Below are 25,311 nucleotides of genomic sequence, written 5' to 3'. Positions count from 1 at the left end.
AACTTACAGTCTTATTTAGTGCTGAAAAAAGTAGGTTTTACAGCGATCATGGCAAATGCCCAGTTTTGGAGGTGGCCTTTGTCTCCACCTTTCAGTAGTTCCATCGAACTGCTGGCAAAAAGTTGTGAGTAACCAAGGTTGAAAGTCACTTCCGGAGAGATAATTTTGGTGTAAATCAGGTCAATTTCAGTTCCTAATTGACTGCTTGCTTCTGTGATGCCATCTCCCTCTAAAATTTTACTTGATGACATAAAATCATGAAGGTGAATCATCAGGTTGGATTTTTCACCTGTTTTGAATTTGGTTTTCACATAAACATCTGTGAGTCCTACATTGCCAAATCCATTGCCTACGTAGAAGTAATCCATAAATCCGTAGAAGGCATGGTTGGTGCCAAAAGCGGGAGCAAACCCATTTTGTTTATTGGTATTGCCCATGTCATTGCCGGATAAATAATCAACACCGATGGTGACAGGAGTAACCGAAGTTTTGAAAGTTGCATTGAGAGCCATTAAATAAGCTGAAACATCTTTTTTTACTCCTGCACCGGGAGCCACTTTACCGGTTTGGTAGAATAATTCTGCTCCTAAAGCCACAGACCCAAACTTCTTTTCTCCATTGAAGCCGAATGTTTGCCTGAAGGCAATTTCTTCAGCTTCATTTTGCCTGCCTTCGTTGAATGCAAGTAGGGAGTATTTGCCTCCTTCAAAATCTTTATGGTACCATGCATACTGCATTGTTTTGTAATTATTGGTTGCATGATATACATCTTTACCAGAGTTCTGAAGGGGATAGGTAGTGCCTGTTAAAGCTACTGGTTCGTTTACATTTTGATTGAATGCTACTCCAACATGTAATTGGCTTTTTGCTTCACTATTGTTGTATATATACAGCAACGCATCATGCCTTCTGCCTTGAAGTGCCCATTCTAATCCACCTAAAAAGCGTTGATTGTCATAGGAAATAATTTGCCGACCAAATTTTAATGAAGACTTATCCGATACAAATACCTGACTCCAGGCTTCACTTATGGTGCTCATGCCATTGTCAGTTTTATGTATCTGACCATTTTCTCCCCAGATCCTAACATCTTGCAGGGCAATCTTTATTTTGTATTTGTCGGCGGTATAATCAAAGTACAACCTTGATCTTTGCTCTGTAAAAAAGGCTGCATCAGTGCCTTCAGTGGTTAATTTCTTAAATCCGTTTCTGAATTCTGTTCTGGGTCTGATTTCACCTGAGATAGTAAATTGTGCCTGTATTTGTGTTACTATACAAGTGAAAATTATTGAAGTGAGGTAAATGGTTTTTTTCATGTCTGCTTATTTTATTTAGTAATATTCTACGTATTAAATACTTTAATTAAGTATTAATACTTAATTATACAGCAAACATAACTACGTGTTTTAATGTGATCTATGGAACAATGCAGAGATAAATAGTCTTTTGCTACATAATAAAATATGTGTAATGACAGGTTTTATTGATAAATCGTTGATTATTAGTGTTTTTTTAAAAAAAGTACGTAGTTGTAAACACTAGATCTGGGTTACTTTATTAACAAAAAAAGTGATAAGCCTTTTTAGTAGAAGAGTTTGTGAAAACAATTAAAAACTAAGTTAACTATCCAAAAAATAGTTGTGAACGGCAATTTCTTTTCTGAGGGCTTCAGGGTTGGCCAGGCCAATTTTTTTTCCTTTGGTGTGAATTAAGGCTTCTTTTTTTAGTGAAGAAAGCACTCTGATTACTTGTTCATCAGTGGTTCCGGCAAAGTCCGCAATTTCTTTTCGGGAAAGTTGCACATTTAAGAATCCATTGAGCAGTCCAAATTTCCTATACATGTACAGTAGTGCATCTATTACTTTTTCCCTGACTGTCATTTGTGCAAATTTCTTTACTTTGGTTTCACTGCGGTTGAGTTCCTCAGCATAAAAAAGCATAAAATCATAAGTAAGCGTTGGTATTTTGAGCAGCATCTCGTTAAGCACTTCATTGCCAAAATTGCATAGAATGGTGTCTTCCATGGCTACTGCACTTATTTGATAAAACTGCCCTGAACCAAATCCCCTGTGGCCAATGGTTTCACCGTCTTTAGCAAACCGTACTATTTGTTCTCGTCCGTGTATGCCGGTTTTGGCAATTTTGGCTTTGCCTTTATAAATAAAATACAATCCATGTACTGGCGATCCTTCAATGATAAAGTTTTGATTTTTCTTGCAATGGAGGGTATGTTTTTTTGCTATAAATTCTTTGCCACCTTCGCAGTGGTAATTTCTTTTAATGATGCAATTACTGTTCATACAATTCGTACAATCTGCTTTCATAAATAGATGAATTTTAGATTATTAAAGTAAATGATTGATGATTTCTGATACAGTATGAATAAGACTCCTAAAGGGAATTTTTAGGTAATAGTTTCCAAGCAAAGCTTGCCATGTGGCCTGTTTTTGAAATTGTCGGGGTTTGAATGAATGTTACCTTTTTCTTCAAATCCTCTGGATAGATTAGGTGCTTCTACTTTGATCATTTTTCTTACCACCTGATGCATCCAGAAAAGACAAAGAGCGGACAGGAAAAACATTAAAATCCAACAACTGGACCATACTCCGGTACTTCGCAGTAAGTATCCAAAGAGGATGGGGCAGATAAACCCACCCAAACCGCCGAGCACGCCAACCATTCCTCCTACAACACCGACTTCCTGAGGGAAATAATCGGGGATATGCTTGTAAACAGCGGCTTTTCCAATGCCCCAAATCGAACCAATGATGATGGCTATAATGGCAAATATCCACATATTGGCCTGGAAATAGATGTGTGTTTTACCTTCGGCTATGAGTTGTTTTTTGTTTACTACATCACCAACTGCTACAATTGCAGTTTGCCAGGATTCCTTAATCGGGAAAATATGAAATGAACCTTCTGAAGTTCTGAGATCATCTCCTTTCGTTTCCAAGGCGTATTTGGTTTTATTTATCACTATGAATTGAGGCGTAACTTCAGTGATTGTTCCAGATTCTTTTGCTATAACTCCTTTTCCACTGGTGTAGATGTCCATTTTTGGTATGATCAACAGTGCAGATAGAAATACAGATGATCCTAGTACCCAATACATCACACGCCGAGCTCCATATTTGTCGGACAACCACCCACCAAAAGCTCTTATAATTCCCGATGGTAAGCTGAAACAGGAAGCCAAAATGCCGGCAGTAGCCAGTGTTACACCATAGACATTGGTGTAGTATGGTACCAACCATCCTGCGAACGCCACGAAGCAACCGAATACGAGAAAATAATAAAGCCCAAAGCGCCAAACCCTGACACTTTTCAACGGTTCCAACAGCCCACCAATAGTTTTGCTACTGGAAGCTGGCTTTTTGTTTTCTGTAAGTAAAAAGAAAGCAATAGCCATGATAACCAATACCGCTGCATATATCTGAGGCATCAACCTCCAGCCTTCCAGATTGGTTTTTCCATCAGTCAAAAAGACCAAAAGCTTAGGGCCAACCATAGTAGTAATGGCAGCTCCGGCATTGCCTGCCCCAAAAATCCCCAATGCAGTACCTTGTTTGTGCTTTGGAAACCATATTGATGAAAAGGCAATACCGATGGCAAAGCTTGTTCCAGATAGCCCAAAACCCAGACTGCACAAAGCATATCCCCAGAAACTATCCACATAAGACAACAAGAACATAGGAATAGCACAAACTGCCAATAGAGTAGTGTAAACTGGTTTTCCACCGAATTTGTCAGTCAGAATTCCGGCAGGAAGTCTGAAGATTGCTCCCGTCAATACGGGAATTCCTATAAGCCAGCCAATTTCTACTGCACTCCAGTCGAATACCTGATTGTCAACCAGGAAGGTGACAAGCACGCCATTTAATAGCCATACAGCAAAACAAATTGTGAAAGCTAAAGTATTAATGAATAAGGTTTTGTTGGCTTTTCCTGCATTGAAATTTTCCATAATTCTCTACTTACTTGATAACTACGTATAAAACTACGTAAATATACTTAATAAATACTTAAAAACGGGATGCGTATCGCTAATTTTATTTAGGATATTAAATTATATTGTGGATTGAACAAAAATGGCCAGGTAAAAACATCGAGTACCTGCTTTTTTCTGGAAGTAGAGAATCTAAGCGATGAAGTAATTATTAACCCAGAATATCGGGTTTCATATCTACTTTTCTTAGAAGCTCGGTGATATTGCCTACACCGAGTTTTTTCATGATATTGAACCTGTGGGTTTCAATAGTGCGTACACTTTTTCCTAACTGCTCTGCAATGTCTTTGTTGGTTACGCCATTATAGATGAGATTAAGGATTTGTTTTTCTCTCTTAGTAATTCCATAATCAGTAACATCTGAGGAGTTGGAGTTTTTATTTGATATATTGCCTTTCTTTATATTTAAATAGTTGTTAACGAGGATGTTGGAAATATCACCACTGAAGTACTTGTCACCACTTTTGATGGTTGATATGGCTTTTATAAATTCTTGTTTGTTTGTGTCTTTGAGCAAATAACCTGAAGCACCACTTTCGGCTGATTTAATAATGTATTCTTCATCATCATGCATGGACAAGATAAGTACTTTGGTGTCAGGAGAAACCTCCCTGAGTTTTGCAGTAGCTTCGATTCCGTTCATCAGAGGCATACGAATATCAAGAATCAGGATTTCAGGTTTCAATTCCAACACTTTTTCTATGGCTTCAATTCCATTGGATGCCTCACCCAATACTTCTATTTCTCCTTCACTTTCAAGCAGGGTTTTTATACCATTCCTTACAATCTCGTGATCGTCTGCCAATACAACTTTAACAGGACTCATGTATCTAATTTAAAGGTAGTGTAATAGTTATTTTTGTTCCTTTGTCAACGGCGGTTTCAATATTAAAATTACCATTTATAAAAGCTGTTCGTTCTTTCATATTGAATATACCATGTCCGGATGCTCCAAAATGACCTGATTTATTGAGTTTTTCATAGTCAAACCCTACGCCATTATCTTTGACTGTAACTACTAAACTGGTCATGTTATGCTCAAAACTAATCACAATTTTTTTCGCTTTGGCATATTTTATACCATTATTTACTGCCTCCTGTACTATACGATACAAGTTGGTTTCAATATTATTTTCAAGACGATTGATGAATTTGGTTTTGTTTTCGAATATTACTTCTGTGGATGTAAGGGCACTTACTTCACTACTTATTTTTTTCATGGCAGGAACAATACCAAAGTCACTCAGACTACTGGGGGTCAAATTGAAAGAGACCCTGCGTACTTCTTTGATCACTCCCTTCATCAGACTTCTGGTGTCAGCCAGCCGTTTTTTCATGTGTGGTGAACTGGAAGGAGTAAGGCCTTCCAGATTGAGTTTTAATGCTGTCAACATCTGACCTATACCATCATGAATTTCTTGCGAAATACGTTTTCGCTCTTCCTCCTGTCCTTCCAAAATCAACACTGAACGATATTCCTGTTCTTTGACCCTTTTTTCTATTTGCTCTCTATTGATCTCCCTTGACCTGAATTTTGCTTCTTTAATTTCAGTCAGATCTCGGCCAACTACTATGATTTCGTCTTTGGAATATTTTCCACCTGATACCGGAACTATAAACATTTCAATCCAAAGAATATCACCATACCCGGAATTCAGTTTGATTTCTCCATTCCAGGTTTTTCCGTGGGCTACATCATCGAAAATGTCTTGCAAAAAATCTTTACCATATCCTTCATTTCCCAGCCATTCAATCAAGTTAGGTGGAACATCTTTTTCATCGTATTCAATGAGCTTCAGGAATTTTTTAGAAACGAATCCTATGTTGCTTCCGGCATCCATTTTCATAAAAATGGATGGTTCTTGCGGCTCAATATTTACAGCTTCCAAGTCTTGATAAGACTTGGCTAGTTCAATGTATAACTTATTGATTTCCTGTGTCATACGTTTGGAATCTTCTTCGGACTTGGTCATGGCAGCAAATGTGGACGCTACTTTTTTGGACGTAGGAAGGAAAAAGAAAAAGAATTCTAAGATAATTATGGACAAAGCGATTCCAAATAAGATGATTTCAATTTTTCTGAGGTTGGCCACTTTCGATTTGGCTTCATTGTCATATTGAAATACAATAGCATCCATACCTATCAGAAAACTCTCCTCATGATCAAGTATAGAATCAACGTGTTTTGTTATTTGCTCTATAGTGGTTTTTTCTTTTGATAGTTGGGTTAGCAATGAATTTACATGTGAAACTATTGCTTCGTGATGTGGCTGTACATTGCTGAATAATTTCAATATTTCTGATGAATTGTTGGCGTCTAATCCCAGAGAGTCGTTTCCTAAGAGCAATCCTTTGTGGGAAATGGCCCATAAGTTTACGGCATCTGCCAGAGAGGATTGAAAATCTAAATTAGTGGGGTTTGATTTTATCTCCAGAGCCAGTTTGCTGATCTTTTGACTGAGCATTCTTTGACGACCTGCTATATTGATTTCTCTACTGTCGTGAGTCTGTTTGCCAATAAATTTTTGAATATAAACCTGGCTGCCTATAATGCTACAAGCAATGCAAGAGAGGGCTATAATGTACAATAACCCAAGTTTTTTGAAAGAATCAATTTTAAGCAATGTTAATTGTTTAAATAGGTGTTGAATATAGAAGAGGTTCTTCTACGTAAATCTATAAGTATTCTTGCCATTAATGCAAAAAACCTACGTAAACATATCCGTCTTCTATTTTAACAGGATAGGTGGCCAAATCGCATTCAGAGCCATTCAGGTTTTTTCCTGACTTGACAGAGAAGGTTTTTTTATGAAATGGACAGGCTACCTTAGGTTCATTTCCCTGAGATCCTATCATTCCCCTAGATAAAATCATTTGTTGTTTGTGTGGGCATAGATTCTGTGTAGCATACCACCTGTTACTTCTTGTAAAATGAAATATTGCTATTTGTAATCCATTATAGTATATACTTGCTCCTCCGTTAGTAGGAAAATCTGTGGTTTTGGCTGCTTTAAACCAAACTTTTACCTCTTCTAAAGCAACTGTTTTATATTGAGTCAATGTCTCTGTCATCTTCACGTCGTTTTATTGGTTATGAATTGGTAGTTGCCCAGTTTGCCGGAACAATCTGCCCACGCATGTCATTGAATTTGATATTGGGATCAATTTCTTCTGAGTTGATAAAATGTTTGAATTTGGCTCTTAAATGAGGAGTGTTTACTACTTCCTTCCATTCACATTTGTATGTATCTACCATGAATTGCATTTCTTTTTCTAATTGATCGCCTATATGGAGAGAGTCATTCACGATGACATCTTTTAAGTATTCAATTCCTCCTTCCATTTTATTGAGCCAGGTAGCAGTCCTGTTTAATGGTTCTGCTGTTTTTAGGTAAAACATTAAAAATCTGTCCAGATATTTCACACAGGTTTCTTTGTCGATATCACCTGCCAATAAAACTGCGTGTTTTGGGTTGGCTCCACCATTTCCGCACACATACAAGTTCCAACCAATTTCAGTAGCGATAATTCCAAAATCTTTACTTTGAGCTTCTGCACATTCTCTTCTGCAACCCGAAACTCCACCTTTGAGTTTGTGAGGAGACCTGATGCCTCTATATCGTTCTTCCACTTCAATGGCGAATGACACAGAATCGTGTAACCCATAGCGGCACCAGGTAGAACCAACGCAACTCTTCACAGTTCTAAGTGATTTGCCATAGGCATGACCACTTTCAAAACCAGCGTTGATTAACTCTTCCCATATGTCAGGCAATTGATCTACCCGGGCACCAAACAAGTCAATTCTTTGTCCTCCCGTAATTTTCGTATAGAGATTGTATTTTTTTGCTACCTGACCTATGGTAATCAATTTATCAGGAGTGATTTCGCCTCCTGGAATTCGTGGAACTACAGAGTATGAACCTCCCTTTTGAATGTTGGCTAAATACCTGTCATTACTGTCTTGAATGGTGTCTTGTTTTAGGATCATTTCATTCCAAATACTGGCAAATAATGATGCTGTGGCAGGTTTGCATACTTCGCATCCATCGCCTTGTCCATATTTGTCCAGTAGTTCGTCATAATCCTTTATTTGTTCAACTTTGATTATATCGAATAGTTCCTGGCGGGAATAATCAAAATGCTCACAAAGCACTTTTTTCACGACCTTACCCATGGACTTAAGTTTGGCGTTGAATATATCTGTGACCATTGGAGTACAGGCACCACATCCGGTTCCGGCTTTGGTGCATTTTTTTACCTGGTCAATATTTTCAAAACCATTCTCTTCTACAGCAGAGCAGATACTACCTTTTGTAACATCTTCGCACGAGCATATTTGAGCTGTATCCGGGAGTGCGTCAATGCCACCTCCATTTGGTTCTCCACCTCGAGATCCTAAAATTAAATCTTCCGGGTTGGGTGGAAGGGGCATGCCATTTTGAACCATTTGAAGCAAAATATTGAATGATTCTGCATCACCCACTAATATACCTCCAAGCAACTTTTTTCCGTCTTGGGATATATTGATGCGTTTGTATATGCCAGCCACTTTGTCTTCTAATATAATAGGTTTGCTAAGTGTGTTTTCACAAAAAGGATCACCAAAACTGGCTACATCAATCCCTATCAGTTTTAGCTTTGTTGACATGTCAAAGTCAGTGTAGGTTTTATTCTTTCCTTTGATCAACTGCTCAACTACCACACTGGCCATTTCATAACCAGGGGCAACCAGTCCATAAACCATTCCTTTGTGTGAAGCTGCCTCGCCTATAGCGTATATTTCTGGATCATTTGTTTTGAGTAGGTCATTTACAATAAACCCACCACGAGCATCGGTTTCAAGCCCACAAGATTTGGCCAGCTCGTCTCTGGATTTAATACCACATGAAATCACAAGCATATCCACGTTTAGGGATGTTTCATCAGTGAATTTCAGACCGGAAATTTTATTGTCTCCGATTATTTTTTTTGTGTTTTTATGGAGATGAAGGGTTATTCCCAGTAATTCCAGTTTGTTTTTTAATATTTCCGAGCCAGTATTGTCGAGTTGCCTTGGCATAAGACGGGAAGCAAATTCAATGACATGTGTTTCCAGTTGCAAATCAAGCATTGCTTTACCAGCCTCCAGACCAAGTAAACCGCCACCAAGGACGGCTGCCGATTTTGCTTTTTTACTGTAATCAATGATGGCATCCAGGTCTTCTATAGTTCGGTAAACAAAAACGCCTTGTTTTTCTACACCCTCTATTGGAGGAACAAATGCCCCTGAACCAGTAGCGAGAATGAGCTTATCATAGGATTCTTCCCGGCCTTTATAGCTAATTACTTTTTTTGCTTTTCTGTCAATTTCCACAATCAATTCTCCGGTAATTAACTCAATTTGATTTTCTTCATACCATGAGCGAGGAGCCATGAATAGCTCCTCAGAAGATTGATTGGTGAAGTATTCACTTAAATGAACCCTGTCGTATGCGGGAATTGGTTCTTCGCCAAATACAGTGATTGAAAATTCATTGGTTGAGGCTTTTGATCTTAGTTTTTCACAAAACTTATAACCAACCATTCCGTTTCCTATAACTACTATTTTTTCCATAACTATTTAAATATACGTAAAATTACGTAGTTAATATTTTAAAAGCAAGTAGTTATTACGTATTCATGTAAAAATATGTACGTGATTCAACCTTGATAATATTTAAGTACTTAGTTTTGTGACATGAATAAACCAAAGCTCATATTGGTGGGTGCAGGACCAGGTGACGAAGAACTGATTACACTGAAGGGAGTAAATGCGCTTAAGAGTGCAGATGTGGTATTGTACGATGCTTTGGCAAATGATCTCCTTTTAAAATATTGTAAACCCGATGTGAAATTGGTTTATGTGGGAAAGCGTGCCGGATTGCATTATCAGCAGCAGCAGGAGATCAATCAGATGATTGTACAATATGCGTTGGAGTATGGCACGGTAGTGCGTTTGAAAGGTGGAGATCCTTTTGTATTTGGCAGAGGGCACGAAGAGAAAGATCATGCTTTGTTACATGGGTTAGAAGTAGAAATCGTGCCTGGCATCAGTAGTGCTATTGCTGTTCCGGTTATTCAAAATATTCCTATTACAAAAAGAGGGGTTAACGAAAGTTTTTGGGTGATTACTGGTACAACCAAAGAAGATACATTGTCAAAAGACATGCATTTGGCTGCTCAGTCATCGGCGACTGTTATCATTTTGATGGGAATGAAAAAACTAGCTTCTATCATAGAATTATTTAAAAAATATAGAGGAGAAGATGAACCCATAGCAGTAATAATGAATGGAACCTGCGAAAATGAGAAATCAGGTTTCGGGAAAATTTCTACCATAGAAAGTATTGTAACAGAAAAAGAACTGGCTTCTCCTTCTGTTATTGTTATCGGAGAGGTGGTGAAATATGGAAGTGAGACTCTTAAAGGTATATCTTCTAAATACGTTGCTAAGTAGCTATGAAAATATCGAATATATTCGCTAAGATCGACGAAATCAATGTTCAGGATCCTAACATTGAGGAATCTGAAGGGCAGTCATACCCCAAAGAAATATTGTATAGCCAACGGATGACCGATATGTTGCATGACTATGTAACCAATCCATCGGAAGCATTACAAATTGCTGCAAGGGGTCAGCACATCAAGAGATGGTCTATTCCTCGTTCTGATTATCCTATGGATAGAAAGGGATACCTGAAATGGCGTACTCAATTGAAGATATTCCATGGTGAATTGGTAGCGGAGATATTGAAAAGTGAGGAGTGTTCAGAGGATTTTATAAAAGAAGTTGTAGAGCTTATAACAAAAAAGAATCTGAAGAAAGACAGTCAATCAAAGACATTGGAAGATGTGATTTGCCTGGTCTTTTTGAAATACTACTTTAAGGATTTTGCAGCTAAAAGTACTCATGAGAAATTGATTGATATTGTTCAAAAAACATGGGGTAAAATGACAGAACAGGGGCATGAGGCAGCTCTGAAACTGCCTTTTGAAGAAAAAGAGCTGAAGATTATAAAAGAAGCTTTAGCTTAAATACACTTTAATCTATATTATAACCTTAATGGTTGTAAATTCGATGTAATCGAACTGACTGAAAAATAGATTAAGTTGAAAAAGATATTAAAATATACAGGCCTATTGGTGGGAATGATTTTTCTTGCAATAGGTCTTTTTATTGGGGTAATCTGGGTAAAGCATTATTTGGTTGCCAGAAAATTACCACAAACAGTAGAAAATCCGGAAACACCGACTGGTTACGGACAATATGTCAACACCTTTATAGGAACAGGTGGTTATCCGTGGGTTTGTGGTCACAACTTTCCAGGAGTAGCATTACCATTTAGCATGGTGAGGTTGAGTCCGGAAACGGCATCTATTTTCCTCAACGAAGAAAGCTTTAACACCTCGGGGTATCATTATTGGAACAATAAAATTGTAGGTTTTAGCCACAACCGTCTGAGTGGCACTGGAGCTACTGATGGGGGGCAGTTTAGGTTCGTTCCGGGCTATGGTGAACAGACACGGATTGATTACTGCAATAAGGAGTATATCCCATTTTCTCATGACACTGAAATTGCTTTTCCGGGCTATTATTCAGTTGATCTTGAAGATAGGGGAGTGAAGGCAGAACTTACTACTGCAAGCCATACAGGAGTTCACCGTTATACTTTCGAGAAAGATAATCAGCCACATTTATTGATTGATATCAGTAGTGCTATAGACAACAAACGTACGAACAATGGTCTGGTGAAAATTAAACCAGAGACTTCAGAAATCGAAGGAGCAATTACTGCTTTTGGAACTTTTGGTAGTCGGTACGGAGGTTCTAAAGTTTACTTTTCAGCAAAATTTGATCAAAAATTTGAGACTTATGGCATTTGGAATGGAAAGAAGTATTTTCAATCATTAAGTGAAGCAGAAGGAGATACGCTTGGTGTTGACATTGGATTTAACAAGACAAAGAATCCACTGGTAGTGAATGCAAAAGTGGGCATTTCTTATGTAAGTATTGAAAATGCCCGATTGAACAGAACCGTTGAAACTTCCGGTAAAACCTTTGAAGACATATTGACTGAAGCAAAGGGCAAGTGGGAGGAAAAGCTTTCTGTGATAAAAATTAAGGGAGCTACCGAAGAACAGAAAACCATTTTCTATACTGCGTTGTACCGCTCGTTTATTATGCCGACCACATACACAGATGTTAATGGAGAGTATCATGGTTTTGACAAACAGGTTCATCAAACAGATACGGCATTCAACTATTACACAGATTTATCCCTTTGGGATACCTACCGGACTTTGCATCCATTGTACAACCTGATCGCTCAAAAGGAACAAAGAGACATGTTGGTTTCTATGGTGAAAATGAAGGAGCAGGGAGGTTATCTGCCCCGATGGCCGTCTGGAAGTGGTTATTCCAACTCGATGCTGGCTTCTCCAGCCTCTATGATGATTGCAGAATCCTATTTGAAGGGAATAACTGATTTTGATGTGGAGTCCGCTTATGATGGAATGAAGTATCTCGGAACTAAAAAGACACCTAAAGAAACAGATGCTTCCGGTAGAAGAAGCATCGAAGAGTATTTGCAATATGAATATTGTCCATCAGAAGTTACTGACAGATCAGTATCAAAAACATTGGAATATGCCTGGGCTGATTATTCCAATGCCTTGCTCGCCAAGGCACTGGGGCATGAAGAGGATGCCAGCAGGTTTTTCGCTCAATCCAATTATTATAAAAACACCTGGAATCCTGAAACGCAATATTTTCAACCCCGAAGAACTGATGGCACGTTTGATCCAATTGAGCCATTGCAGCTTACTTACACAGATTTTGATGGCATATTGACAGATGATTATGTAGAGGGGTCAGCATTGCAATGGAGGTGGATGGTGCCTCACGATCCACAGGGACTGATAGCTCTTTTTAAGAGTAAAGAGTATTTTGTAGAGGAGTTGAATTCATTTTTTGAAAAAGCTGATCCTGACTATGCTACATTTTCTCCGGGATCATACTACTGGCATGGCAATCAACCTGACATACATGTTGCGTATCTTTTCAATGAAGCAGGCAGGCCGGACCTTACACAGAAATGGGTAAGATGGATTTTGGATAACAAATACAAAGTAGAATCTGGCGGACTTGATGGCAATGACGATGGGGCTACCCTTTCGTCGTGGTACGTTTTGAGTGCCATGGGCATATACCCAATGGCAGGAACGGATAAATACCAGTTGACTTCTCCTTTGTTTGACAATATCTTATTACCAATTGGTAATTCGACCCTTGAAATTGTAGTCAATAGGAATACCAGCAGCCAAATTTATATTGACAAGATAGAACTCAACGGAAAACCACTAGACCGCTACTGGTTGCGTCATGATGAAATTGCAAAAGGTGGAAAGCTTGAGTTTTTTATGAAGGAATTAGAGTAAAGAGCATAATATTGAATGCTCTTTACTTTATCTCTATATCAAATGGCATTCTGGCTTGGATGCCATTGTAGTTTTCCAGCTTTTTAATTTGGTCAAGGTACGGAGTGATGTTTCCATAATTGGCTTTCATGAAACGGGCTTCAGTTTCACCAACCAATTTGCTCATGATCTCTTCAAACTCTGATTTCAGTTCTGGATAAAGAATGGTCATATAGTCATCAGCTATTCCTGCTTTGGTGGCAGCTATTTTGATGGCATCATCATAGCTACCCAAAACATCTACCAGACCAATTTCCTTTGCCTGAGATCCAGTCCAAACCCTGCCTGAAGCTACTTTTTTAAGTGCTTCTATATCCATTTTACGTCCTTCAGCAGCTTTACCAGTGAAAGATTCATACCCTTCTTCAACACGTCCCTGGATGATGCTTTTTTCATAGTCATTCAATGGCCTTGATACCGTGTATATGTCAGAAAATTCGCCGGTATTCACCACATCAGAAGTAATTCCCAATTTGTTTTCCAGAAAACCGCTCATATTGAACATCATTCCAAATATGCCTATTGATCCGGTAATGGTATTTGGTTGAGCAACTATGGTGTCGCAAGGCATGGATAGATAATATCCTCCTGATGCTGCTACAGAAGACATAGAAGCGATTACGGGTTTCTTTTGTTTCGTCAGCAATATCTCATGCCAGATTACGTCTGAAGCAACAATGCCACCACCGGGAGAGTTTACCCTGATCACTACAGCTTTTACTTTGTCGTTTTCCCTTGCTTTTTTTATGACTCTGGCAAATTTGTCAGAACCTACATTGTCAACATCTCCTTTTCCGCTTACGATTTCACCCTCTGCAATAATTACAGCGATCTTATTGGAAGAATATTTGTCAACAGAATTTGCCAGTTTGATATAATTTTTTAGTGAAACCGAATTGATTTTGGCATCCTCTTTCAATTCTAGTTGTTCTCTGATCAAAGCCTTGATCTCGTCACTGTAGGCAATTTTCGTAACAAGTTTGTATTTGTATGCATCTTCTGCATTTCTCACTAACATTGAGTCAGAAATCACTTTTAGTTTGTCATAATCAATTTCTCTTGAAGCTGAAACTTTTTGTAAATAATGATCATAAATAGAATTGATAAATGAACCTACCTGCTCTCTGTTGGCTTCACTCATGTCTTTTCTCATGAATGGCTCCACGGCACTTTTGTAAGTACCCACTCTGAATATTTGTGGTTCGATCTCCAGTTTATCAAATAATCCTTTAAAAAAAGTAATGTTGGCACTGAGTCCGTTCAACTCCATAATACCCTGAGGGTTGAAATAGATTTCATCAGATACGGAAGCGACATAGTAGTTGGCTTCACTCAAAAACTCCGCATAGGAATAAACGAATTTTCCTGAAGATTTAAAATCCTCAATGGCATCTCTGATTTCTTCGATTGATCCATAACCTCCGGAGAGGTAGCCATGTTCCATGTATATTCCCTTAATATTGTTGTCTGTTTTGGCATATTCCAATGCGTTCAATGTGGCCAACAATTCTATCCCTCTGTTTTCCTCACCAAAAGCTTCTGCCAATGGGTCTTCGGGAATTCTTTCTGCCACAGAACCGGAAAGATTGATGTACAGCACAGAGTTGGCTTTGACAGTGGGGACATCTCCCGAACTTGATGCAACCAGTCCTGCTATGCCCATTATGAATAGTATCGAAAGTAAAATTCCGGCGATTACCAGACCAACTATAGTGGCCATTACAGATTTAAAAAACGTCATATCTTTTTGATTTTCATTTTAGCAACATCAATAGATGTCATCAATGTTGGTTGTTAATTTGTTGTTTATGAAAACTTAACTGCATTTGGATCAAATTGTTTTGTTTCCGACCAAATGCAAATCTATCAATACATGAGTACTTATTTCGTACGATTTATTACAATAATATTCGCTTTTCGTTGATATTCGCATTTTAGAGTGTAAATATGGCTGAAAAAGAAAAGAATACCTGCTACATCTTACTGGGAACAAATCAAGGGAATAAGATCGAAAACCTGGCAATAGCCAGAAGTAATATAGAAGAGGTTTTGGGTATTGTAAAACAGTCGTCTGCCATCTACGAAACAGAACCATGGGGTAGGAGCGATCAGGATACTTTCCTAAATCAGGTATTGGAAGTGGATACGATCAATGATCCTGATCAGACATTATTTATTTGTCTTGAGATAGAAAAAACAATGGGAAGGGTCAGGATAGAAAAATGGATGGAACGGATCATAGACATAGACATATTGTATTTCAATGATGCCATAATTTCAACAGACGGCTTGATGATACCTCACCCTGAAATTCAAAACAGAAGATTTACCCTAGTGCCATTGGTAGAAATCGCTCCGGATTACATTCACCCAATCATGAAAAAATCTAACAAGGACTTACTTGATAAATGCCCTGATCCTTTAAATGTGAAGAGATTTGTTTCTGTTGGGTAGGAGTAGTAAAAAATATTTTGAGTAAGTTTATCGTAATGTTTTAATAAACTGGAATTTTCTATGACACTATTCAAGCTTATTGTAAAAGCCGTTAAAGGAGAAATAGCAAATAGTGGTTTATTGGTTTTTCAAAACTTCAGGAGATTGTCTGGTGCTTACAATATCTAACACTTGTATTACCTCATTGTCCTCTTTGTACAAAACCTTGTAATGCCGGACAACTTTCTTCGATAATTGGGATTGATGTCGTCAACCTTATATTATTTTGAGAATAATATCGTTTTTGGGCTTTTAAGTAAATCTGATTTTACATTCTTGGCGACTTATCCTTGTAGTAGTCGTAAATACTTTTCAAAGCTTCTTTTGCTTGTTTTGTCCAAATAATTTTAGGCTTAGCCATTACCAGTTATCAGATTCTTTCTCTAACTCTGCTTGAGTAATGAATTTACCAGAGCTGAGTTGCTCTTCGGCCTTTTGCAAATGTGAATTATATAAGGCCTTTGTTAAAGGTTTTCCTTCTAATGTATAGCTTACTATCATTTCTTTTTCCAAAAGCTTATCTATTTTTCCTAAAAAAGATGTTTTTGATACGCCCATGATTTTTTGCATCACACCTAATTTGGTTTCTTGTAAACCCATTTTTATTATTGATTTGTCTTCTAACAAAGTTAATGCCTTTTCATAGATTGAATTTAAACGAATGAAATTTCTCAACTTCTTATTACAACCCTTTAGTATCATTTTCCATTTAACCTAACAGGTGAAACTTCTGAACATACCATTCTGTTGTGGATAACTTTCACGACAAATTGTTTATAAAATAGGGAAAGATAAGTCCACAAGTATTTAGTCATTCACTACGTTTGTATTCTAAAATTCTGATGGCTTTTGACTTAGGATGGCTGTTGTATTTTCAATAACTTTATATACCAATAATTTTTACAATTCATATATGGATATCAGTAGTTCCAGAACATTTGAGGCTAAGGCAAAGGGTAAACGAAAGATAGGAGTTCAGGAATTGTCTGTGCAACTGGGCAAAGTGCCGCCACAGGCTGTTGACTTGGAAGAAACAGTTTTGGGAGCCTTGATGCTGGAAAAAGATGCACTTACTGCGGTAATTGATATTCTTAAGCCTGAAAGCTTTTACAAAGAATCACACGCAAAAATATATGAAGCCATAGTTCATTTGTTCAATAAATCTGAACCTGTGGATTTGATGACTGTTACTGCTCAACTTAGAAAAAACGGTACCCTTGAAATTGCAGGAGGAGCCTATCAGGTGGCAGAGCTCACAACCAGAGTTAATTCGGCAGCAAATATTGAATACCATGCACGTATAATTACAGAACAATCCATAAAAAGAGAATTAATCAGGATATCGTCGGAAATACAATCTGATGCTTTTGAAGATACCCAGGACGTATTCGAATTGTTGGATCGAACTGAGCAATCTTTGTTTGAAATTTCAGAGTCTCATATCAGGAAAAATTATGCAGACATGTCAACTTTGATGCATGAGGCCATATTGGAGATAGAAGCAAGAAAGCAGCACAAAGATGGGTTAACAGGAGTTGCTACCGGTTTTACTGAGCTGGACAGAGTCACAGGAGGCTGGCAGAAATCTGATTTGGTTATTATAGCAGCAAGGCCGGGTATGGGTAAAACGGCATTTGTGGTGTCAGCTATGAGGAATGCCGCAGTTGATTTCAGGTGTGGAGTGGCTATGTTTTCATTAGAAATGTCTGCTGTTCAATTGGTAAACAGGCTGATTTCAGCGGAGGCAGAACTTGAAAGTGATAAAATAAAAAAAGGACGATTGGCCGATCATGAATGGGAGCAATTGGTTCATAAAACTTCAAAATTGACTGAAGCTCCTATTTTCATCGATGACACTCCCGGATTGAGTATATTGGAATTACGTGCTAAGTGTAGGAGGCTAAAGGCGCAACATGACATACAGTTGATTATTATTGACTACTTACAATTGATGTCCGGTGACAGTTCGAAAAACTCAGGAGGTAATCGTGAACAGGAAATAGCATCAATTTCCAGGGCGTTAAAAGGAATAGCGAAAGAATTGGATGTTCCGGTATTGGCACTTTCGCAGTTGAGTAGAGCGGTGGAAACCAGAGGAGGAGATAAGAAACCACAGCTTTCGGATTTGAGGGAATCAGGTTCTATTGAGCAGGATGCTGATATGGTGATATTTTTATATCGTCCGGAATACTATGATATTACAGAAGATGAAGATGGGTTGCCAACTACAGGTATGGGAGAGGTAATTATAGCCAAACATAGAAATGGATCACTTGAAAATGTGAAACTTAAGTTTATCGGAAGATTTACTAAGTTCTCTGACTATGATGGTAATATGATGGGAGGTGATTATGGCAATAGTTTTCCTTCTTCTGGAATTCCCTCTGAATTTTCTTCCGGTCAGAGTACCATTACTATGCCATCAAAAGCAAATGATGATGATAGTCCTTCAGCAGGTAGCCCGGATGATGCCCCATTCTAACATTGGAAAAAATGCATAAAACAAAAAAGGTGAGTTAAAAGCTCACCTTTTTTGTTTTATGTCAATATTCTTTTTAGAAATAAACCGGGCACAAGGGATCTTTTTTAGCACCTCTGATTTTCTTCCTGTAGTTCAACATTATTTCATGAGAACCAGGAGTATATCCCGTAATGGAAGAAGTAACAGTATCGTAAGCATATCCGACTCTGAAGTTTTCATTCAAGACTAACTGAGTGATGAATACTACTGCATCTCCACTTCTATAAGAAACACCTGCATAGATAATGTCACTAAGGATCACGTTAACATTGACATCATAGCCTATAGGTGATCTCTGCTGCATCCTCAGCAATACTGATGGATTAAGTTTTACCGTAGGGGATATTTCCATTACATTCCCTACATTGAAATAGTAGTACCTTGATTGTCGGGCATCTGAAGATATTGTTTCAACATCATACAGTTTTGGTGTCAAAATATACGGTATAGAGAATCCTGCGAAAAATTTCCTGTTTGCAAAATACAAACCCGTACCAACATTTGGACTAAACCTGGTAACTCTTCCTTCGAGAAGTGCATCGCCGGGATCTTTGATAGTTACTTTGGTATAGTCAGAATTTCTACTGTCAAATCCACCTTGAAGGCCCATTGACAATATACCTCCTGACATTCTTATTTTGTATGCATAACTTCCATAGACACTATATTGTTCGTGTACACCAATAGCATCTCGTTGCACATTTAGTCCAGTCCCAACTCTGTTTTCAGCCCAGGTAGTATGGGCTGAAACTGACTGAGTGTTGGGTGCACCTTCTACATTTACCCATTGATTTCTATTGGTTACTGTCGCACTGAACAAGTTTAAACTTCCGGCATATGCGGGATTGAGTAACAGGCCATTGAACATATAAGTTGAAACGACTGGTCTTTGCTGGCAATAAGCATTTAAACCCAAGACCATCAATATCAATACTAAGATTAATTTTATATTCTTCATAGTTCTTTATTATCTAACCAGTTCTAAATAGCCTTGTTGAACCTCTGATCCATCTCCTTTATCAAAGATATAGAAATATGTACCTTCGGGCAAGCCTTGACTTCCAACAGACACTCCTTTATTACTTATTCCATTGAAACGTTTGGCATCATCTTCTTCGTCATAACCATCCATCTCAAATATTAGTTGTCCGGCTCTGTTAAAGATTTGACATTTGTTGTTAGGGAAGAATCCTGAACAGTCAATGATGAAAAAGTCATTCATGCCATCTCCATTTGCAGATACTCCATTGTAGATTACTACGTCCGTTTCGATGGAGAATGTAGCAGTGTTGTCACAGCCCAATCCATTTCTTACATATACTGAGTAGTCACCAGGAGGGGCACTGATTAGTTTGTGGTCGTTACTGATAAGACCAGTAGAGAAACCAATTTCTTTGGTGCTAAGCAATTCCCATGCAATTGAATCAATTTCGAAATTAGCTTCTTCCAATTGCGCTTCACCGTTGTTTTCATCACATACTGATAGTTCTGTTACCAGAACAGTGAATTCAGGATCTTGAATTGTACGATCTTCAATGGTAAGAGTGCCGGCATCAGATACACAACCAGTCACAATATCGGTAGCCACTATTTCGTAAGTACCTTCTTCCAGGCCACTAAATGATACTCCGTTTCCGAAAGGAACACCATTAAACATCCATTCGAAATCGTAATTCAAAATATCACCATTTACTGACACACTGGCTTCTCCATTTCCAATCAAGCAATTGGTTCTATGGGAAATAGTAGTAATGGTAGGAACAGGTACAGCTTCGGTTGCATCTTCCAAATTGATAACATCGAAGATTTTACAACCGGTATATCTGTCTATCATCTCTACTGTATAGTTTCCACTTGTCAATTCTTCCACCTGGAAATGAAGTGTATCAAATAAAGTAGCCGGATCAGGTGTAGTACCTGTGTACCAGAAGAACTTGAATTGAGACAAATTGCCAGAGGTTAAATTGTTTACAGACAAGATTCCATTTGGCCTTGCAGGATCACAATTCGTAAGAGGTGCATCCTGTACAATTTCAAATGCCAGTTCATTCGTGTTGGTATTGTCATCTACCTGAATGGTTACAGGGTCCGATTCACATCCACCAACAGGATCTATCACTTTGACAGTATATGTACCGTTCATTACTTCTTCGATTAACTGACCTCTGTAATCAGCATTGTTGATGTCAGGATTGGTGACATTACCAACAAACCAATAGTAGTCATAATCGGTTGCTCCTTTTCCTTGTGGCCTGTTAAGAACAGACACAGCCATTCTACCATTAGGATCTACACAATTGTCATTTGGTGAAGAAGTGACAGTCAGTGTCAAAGGACTTAGAATGTCATCGATCATTTTGAAAGTCTGAGTACTAGAACATCCTGTTGTCAAACTTGTAACCACTGCGGTATAATTCCCGGCAGTAATTTCAAATATGGTAGCAGTATTTCCTCCATTAGCATTTGGTACAGGAGTGGTCAATGTTACATCAGAATACCATTGGAAACTGTATTCCAAAGGATCAGTGGAGCCATCACCGGAAACTGTCATACTTCCGTTAGGTGTTCCCGGAGGTACACAGTTAGATTGAAGTACAATATCCTCCTGTACTATGGCAGGTGCAATACTCACATCTTCAACTTCCACCTGTATAGAAGGAGCTTTACATCCTGTTACTGCATGTTCTGCAACTATCCAGAAAGTTCCTACATCTACACCACTAAATGCTCCGGTTGCATTGTTGTCTATTGCCAATGCGCCAGGAGTGGATGGTTTGATATCGAACAATTCGTAATTGTAAGAATTGACATTGTCTGGAGACATACTTGTTATAGTAATTGTCCCATTTCCGGTATTACAAAGTGAAACTCCGGTAGTTTCAAAACTCACAATCTTAGGTTCTATCGGATCACTTTCTAATTCAAACGACTTGACATCCGTACATCCTGTTACTGAGTTGGATGCTCTTACGGTATAAGTACCTGCTGTCAATGAACTAACGGTAGCAGTTGTAGCAAATGCAGTGCCTATAGCAGACGAACCGTTAAACCACTCAAAAGTGTAAGGAGGGTTTGAATTATTTCCACCATCTGCTGTTACTGACAACTGGCCTGTGCCACTTGCTGAAGTACAGTTAACGTCTGCTGCATCCTGAACTATGGTAATCACAGGAAGTGCAATGTCATCTTTCACTTTTATTTCAGTAAGCTTTTCTGCGTCACATCCCGTCAAGTCATGAGTGACGGCTACAAAATATGATCCTGCTGCCAATGATCCGGAAGTAGGAGGAGAGGTCATACCTACTCCGCTTCCAAGTGGAGCACCACCTGCGGAAGTCCAGGTAAATGTAAAGTTGTTTACACTGATTGATGTCCCGTTGTAAGTCACTTCTGTGACTGCCACTGTTCCATTTGGATTACAAGCAGTTTGACTTGTTGCAGTGGTTTTTGTAACTACAGGATACTTTTCTTCTCTTTCCAGAACAACTCGTTGCTCAACAGAACAATCAGTATTGGTATTGGTAACTACAACTGTGTATGTATCAAAAGCCTGATTGCTGATTGTACTTGTTTTTCCACCATCTGCATCGGATACCATAGCGAAAGCAGAAGAGCTTCCTTTGTACCACTGCCATTCATAACCTGCTGGTGCAGAACTTGAATTGAATCCATCTGCAAGAGCTGTAACAGTTCCCAATCCTAAAGATGAAGAACATCCTATATCTGGAGTTTGTGAGAACGCAAGGGTAGGAGTGACAGAGAAATCAGACACATCAAATCGGGTTGATGCAGACACACAACCTGTTGTTCTGTTGGTAGCCACTACGTAGTAATCACCAGCTTGTAAGTCAGTAAGTTGGCCTACGTCTCCATCTGTTCCCAATTGAGATACAAAGGCAACTCCCGGAGGTGGGTTCAAATACCAATCAAAATCATAGTCACTCAGATTACCCGGAGATATGTCAGAATTAACCAGAGTAATTGATCCATTTCCTCCACCCGGAGTACATAGTGATGACTCAGTGATTCTTGCATCAGGGATTGTTAATGTAGGAATGTCTAAAAGTTCAGGAACAGTATGTATTCCGGTAATCGTACATCCTGTAGTATTGTCCGTAACAACAACAGTGTATTGTTTTGACTCCAGGTCAGAAACCGTACTGATGTTATCAGTTGCTCCTGAAGAAATTCCAGTTGAAATTAAACCTATACCAACAGTATTTCCTTCATACCAGGTAAAGCTATACCTGCCAGTAAATGTATTGCCGTTGTAAGTAACTGTAGCAGTTACAGAACCTGTATAAGTTCCGGCACCAGCACACGAGGTGTTAGGAGTATTTGTAAATGCCAATTCAAGGTTATCCAGGTCTTGTGCAACATTCACCTGAGTGGCATCAGATGTACATCCGGTTGTGTTATTTTCAGCTACAACATAATAAGTGCCACCTTGAAGAGTGGTATTGTCAGCTAATAAATTAAAGTCCTCATCAAAATAAGTGAAGGTGTAATTTGCTGCAGTAGCTACCGGACTCAATAAAGTTCCATTTTCTCTAACCTGATTGCCTGTTATTGTTCCGTCGTAAGGGGCAGTACATTTTTGATTTGCAGTTGCAGTAATTACCGGAATGGTGATCTCAGCGAAATTGTTTTCAATCACTCCGGTTCCCAATACAAGACAGTTATTGCCAGGAATGGTATTGTCTGTAACGCTTACACTGTATTGTCCTGCTGCAACTCCGGATATAATACTCTTGTTATTTGATGTTGAAATATTTGCAGGGTTTACAGGAGTAATACCAAAGGCAGATAAATCACCAGTGTACCATTCTACTGTATAATCTGCAATGTTCTCACCCGGAACAGTTACGGATAATGAACCAGTAGCATCGGTTCCATTACAACTGTTGTCGGCAAGTTCCTGATTGAAAGAAATAACAGGGTTACTTGATACATCATCTATTTCAACAAGGAATGGAGTTGTTTTACATCCGTTAACATTCGTTGCTACTACATAGTAAACACCTTCTGCCAAACCTGAAGTGCTTGGGAAATTGGAAGATGTTCCTGGTGTATCAAATGCACCTAGTGAAGCAAAAGAATCATCAAACAAGGCAAACGTATAATCATCCAATGAAGATTCAGTACTTAATGTTGCTCCATTCAACGTTAATCCGGTAATTTCAATTGATCCGTTTTCGTCAGGATTACAACTGTTAGATGCTGTAATGTCAGCATTGGAAATTTTCAGAGTAGGTTTAGCTGAAGTTACTTTCGATGTGCCTATAGCAGAACATCCTATTCCTGATCCACCAATTGCTGTTACTACAACAGAATAATCACCTCCCTGTACTGTAAAGATGGTATTTGTATTACCTCCATCAGCATTGTCAACAGTTGATCCTACGATTGGCTGAGAACCTTCATACCATTGGAAAGTAAATTCTGAAGCATCTCTGGTTCCACCTGCTCCATCTGAAACCGCAACAGACAATGAACCATTGTAGTTAGCAGCAATACAAGCAGAGTTAGGTGCGTTTTCAGTAAATACCAGAGATGGTACATTGTCATCTTGATCTACCGTCACCTGCACCGGAGCGGAGTTACATCCTGTGGTAGCATCAGTAGCTACTACGAAGTAATCACCCGGAGTAACCGAAGCGTATGGGTTATTAGTGCTTACAGCGGCATTGATGTTTCCTTCAGCGAAGAACTCGAAAGTATAACCAGCAGTACCCTGAGGGGTTCCACCAACCCGAACGTCAGTGACTTCAATGGTACCGGTAGCGTTAGCACCAGTACAATCAGAAGCAGGAGTGATAGTGATATCAGCGATAGCTACTGAGATGTCGTCAAAGTTTGAAGTCAGTTCAACGACAGCTTTGGCGCTACAAGTATTGCCAGCGGTGGTATTGTCAGTTACCTGTACCCAGTAGAACCCTTCCTGCAAACCGATAGCGGTAGCAGTAGTTTGTCCGATCGGGTTGTTTACATTGATGTTACTACCAGAGTGCCATGCATAATCGTAATTTCCATCCCCACCGGCTACAGATACAGTAAGCGATCCATTGTATGGATTGACTGCATTGTCACAGACAGTATTTTGAGAAGTAATAGCGATAGATATATCAGGGTTGACACTGTTGTTGTTAATAACAACCTGTACCAGATCAGATTCACAGCCAGAAGTACCCGGATCAGACACTCCGATGAAGTAAGTACCAGCGGCCAATAAGTTATGAATTGGGTTGGTAGTACCGGTAGGCGGAGTATTGAAAGTACTGATCAGAGCAGTAGTGTTATCATAGATACTGTAAGTATAGTTTACCATACTTGCCTGCAGGATGCTTACACCATCCACAGACACATCAGTAATTTCAATTTGTCCATTTCCATTACAATCAACAGAAGCAGTAGGCGTAGCAGCAGCAACGACTAAAACAGGTTTGTCATCACCGACAGTAGAGGTAGCCGTAGTACTACACCCTTCACCAGGTTGCGTATTAGCCCTTACTATTACTGTATAGTCACCATCAGCAAGCGTAGCGATAGAGTTGTTTCCAACAGTAGCAACAGTATGTAAGTTTCCTGCTATAGTTTGTGATCCATTGTACCAGGTAAATGTAAAGTCATTAGGATCGAGTGTACCGGCAGAATTAGGATCGTTGATGGCAACTGTAATTGAACCGTTATTGGCAGCACACGAAGTAGTGTTCACCACAGTGATGTCCAGGTCAGGTTTGGTAGGTACAGAAGTCATGGTTACCTGCACCGGAGCGGAGTTACATCCTGT

The 25,311-nt window shown here is 38.9% G+C and carries 16 protein-coding genes; 5 read left to right on the top strand and 11 right to left on the bottom strand.

The window, feature by feature from the left end; genetic code table 11:
• Positions 1 to 11: 11 nt before the first annotated feature.
• The 7 genes from AAOP42_RS03695 to nirB all read right to left on the bottom strand — a co-directional run bounded on the left by AAOP42_RS03695 (position 12) and on the right by nirB (position 9,605).
• Positions 12 to 1,316 (bottom strand): alginate export family protein, encoded by a 1,305-nt coding sequence (locus tag AAOP42_RS03695; protein ID WP_349527112.1) that lies wholly within the window; start codon positions 1,314 to 1,316, stop codon positions 12 to 14.
• A gap of 303 nt (positions 1,317 to 1,619) precedes the next feature.
• The gene (locus AAOP42_RS03690) at positions 1,620 to 2,324 is read right to left on the bottom strand and encodes a Crp/Fnr family transcriptional regulator (RefSeq protein ID WP_349527111.1); all 705 of its coding nucleotides are present in this window, start codon (positions 2,322 to 2,324) and stop codon (positions 1,620 to 1,622) included.
• 80 nt (positions 2,325 to 2,404) lie between these two features.
• Entirely contained in the window at positions 2,405 to 3,967 is a 1,563-nt protein-coding gene (locus tag AAOP42_RS03685; protein WP_349527110.1) for an MFS transporter, read from the bottom strand.
• Between the two features lie 193 nt (positions 3,968 to 4,160).
• Positions 4,161 to 4,835, bottom strand: coding sequence for a response regulator transcription factor (locus tag AAOP42_RS03680; RefSeq protein WP_349527109.1), 675 nt, complete (start codon positions 4,833 to 4,835; stop codon positions 4,161 to 4,163).
• Between the two features lie 4 nt (positions 4,836 to 4,839).
• Positions 4,840 to 6,633, bottom strand: a complete 1,794-nt coding sequence (locus AAOP42_RS03675) for a sensor histidine kinase (RefSeq protein ID WP_349527108.1) — start codon at positions 6,631 to 6,633, stop codon at positions 4,840 to 4,842.
• A gap of 70 nt (positions 6,634 to 6,703) precedes the next feature.
• Positions 6,704 to 7,081 carry a nitrite reductase small subunit NirD gene (gene nirD / locus AAOP42_RS03670; RefSeq protein ID WP_349527107.1) on the bottom strand — a complete coding sequence of 126 codons (378 nt, stop codon included), beginning with the start codon at positions 7,079 to 7,081 and terminating at the stop codon, positions 6,704 to 6,706.
• Between the two features lie 19 nt (positions 7,082 to 7,100).
• Complete coding sequence (gene nirB / locus AAOP42_RS03665) at positions 7,101 to 9,605, bottom strand: nitrite reductase large subunit NirB (RefSeq protein WP_349527106.1); 2,505 nt, start codon at positions 9,603 to 9,605, stop codon at positions 7,101 to 7,103.
• 123 nt (positions 9,606 to 9,728) lie between these two features.
• Between nirB and cobA the strand changes: the two genes are divergently transcribed.
• The 3 genes from cobA to AAOP42_RS03650 all read left to right on the top strand — a co-directional run bounded on the left by cobA (position 9,729) and on the right by AAOP42_RS03650 (position 13,468).
• On the top strand, positions 9,729 to 10,487 hold the full coding sequence (gene cobA / locus AAOP42_RS03660) for a uroporphyrinogen-III C-methyltransferase (RefSeq protein ID WP_349527105.1): 759 nt from the start codon (positions 9,729 to 9,731) through the stop codon (positions 10,485 to 10,487).
• Positions 10,488 to 10,489: 2 nt separating this feature from the next.
• Entirely contained in the window at positions 10,490 to 11,065 is a 576-nt protein-coding gene (locus AAOP42_RS03655) for a DUF4202 domain-containing protein (protein WP_349527104.1), read from the top strand.
• A 75-nt stretch (positions 11,066 to 11,140) separates the two neighbouring features.
• Positions 11,141 to 13,468, top strand: a complete 2,328-nt coding sequence (locus tag AAOP42_RS03650; RefSeq protein ID WP_349527103.1) for a GH92 family glycosyl hydrolase — start codon at positions 11,141 to 11,143, stop codon at positions 13,466 to 13,468.
• A gap of 22 nt (positions 13,469 to 13,490) precedes the next feature.
• Here AAOP42_RS03650 and sppA read toward each other — a convergent pair whose 3' ends face one another.
• Entirely contained in the window at positions 13,491 to 15,248 is a 1,758-nt protein-coding gene (sppA, locus tag AAOP42_RS03645) for a signal peptide peptidase SppA (protein ID WP_349527102.1), read from the bottom strand.
• A gap of 206 nt (positions 15,249 to 15,454) precedes the next feature.
• On the opposite strand from sppA, the gene folK reads away from it, so the two are divergent.
• On the top strand, positions 15,455 to 15,961 hold the full coding sequence (gene folK / locus AAOP42_RS03640; protein ID WP_349527101.1) for a 2-amino-4-hydroxy-6-hydroxymethyldihydropteridine diphosphokinase: 507 nt from the start codon (positions 15,455 to 15,457) through the stop codon (positions 15,959 to 15,961).
• Positions 15,962 to 16,360: 399 nt separating this feature from the next.
• Here the strand turns inward: folK and AAOP42_RS03635 are convergent, their stop codons facing one another.
• A complete protein-coding gene (locus tag AAOP42_RS03635) occupies positions 16,361 to 16,627 on the bottom strand; it encodes a hypothetical protein (RefSeq protein ID WP_349527100.1) in 267 nt (88 codons plus the stop codon).
• 286 nt (positions 16,628 to 16,913) lie between these two features.
• Here AAOP42_RS03635 and dnaB point away from each other — a divergent pair, with 286 nt between their 5' ends.
• Entirely contained in the window at positions 16,914 to 18,482 is a 1,569-nt protein-coding gene (gene dnaB / locus AAOP42_RS03630; protein WP_349527099.1) for a replicative DNA helicase, read from the top strand.
• Between the two features lie 73 nt (positions 18,483 to 18,555).
• Here the strand turns inward: dnaB and AAOP42_RS03625 are convergent, their stop codons facing one another.
• On the bottom strand, positions 18,556 to 19,479 hold the full coding sequence (locus AAOP42_RS03625) for a PorP/SprF family type IX secretion system membrane protein (protein ID WP_349527098.1): 924 nt from the start codon (positions 19,477 to 19,479) through the stop codon (positions 18,556 to 18,558).
• Positions 19,480 to 19,488: 9 nt separating this feature from the next.
• On the bottom strand, positions 19,489 to 25,278 hold the full coding sequence (locus AAOP42_RS03620) for a T9SS type B sorting domain-containing protein (RefSeq protein ID WP_349527097.1): 5,790 nt from the start codon (positions 25,276 to 25,278) through the stop codon (positions 19,489 to 19,491).
• Positions 25,279 to 25,311: the final 33 nt, after the last annotated feature.

Origin of the sequence: Reichenbachiella sp. MALMAid0571 (assembly GCF_040151475.1) — a bacterium.
GTDB lineage: Bacteria > Bacteroidota > Bacteroidia > Cytophagales > Cyclobacteriaceae > CAXBNB01.
Note: the sequence above shows the minus strand (reverse complement) of the source record. Positions and strands in the feature narration are given on the sequence as shown.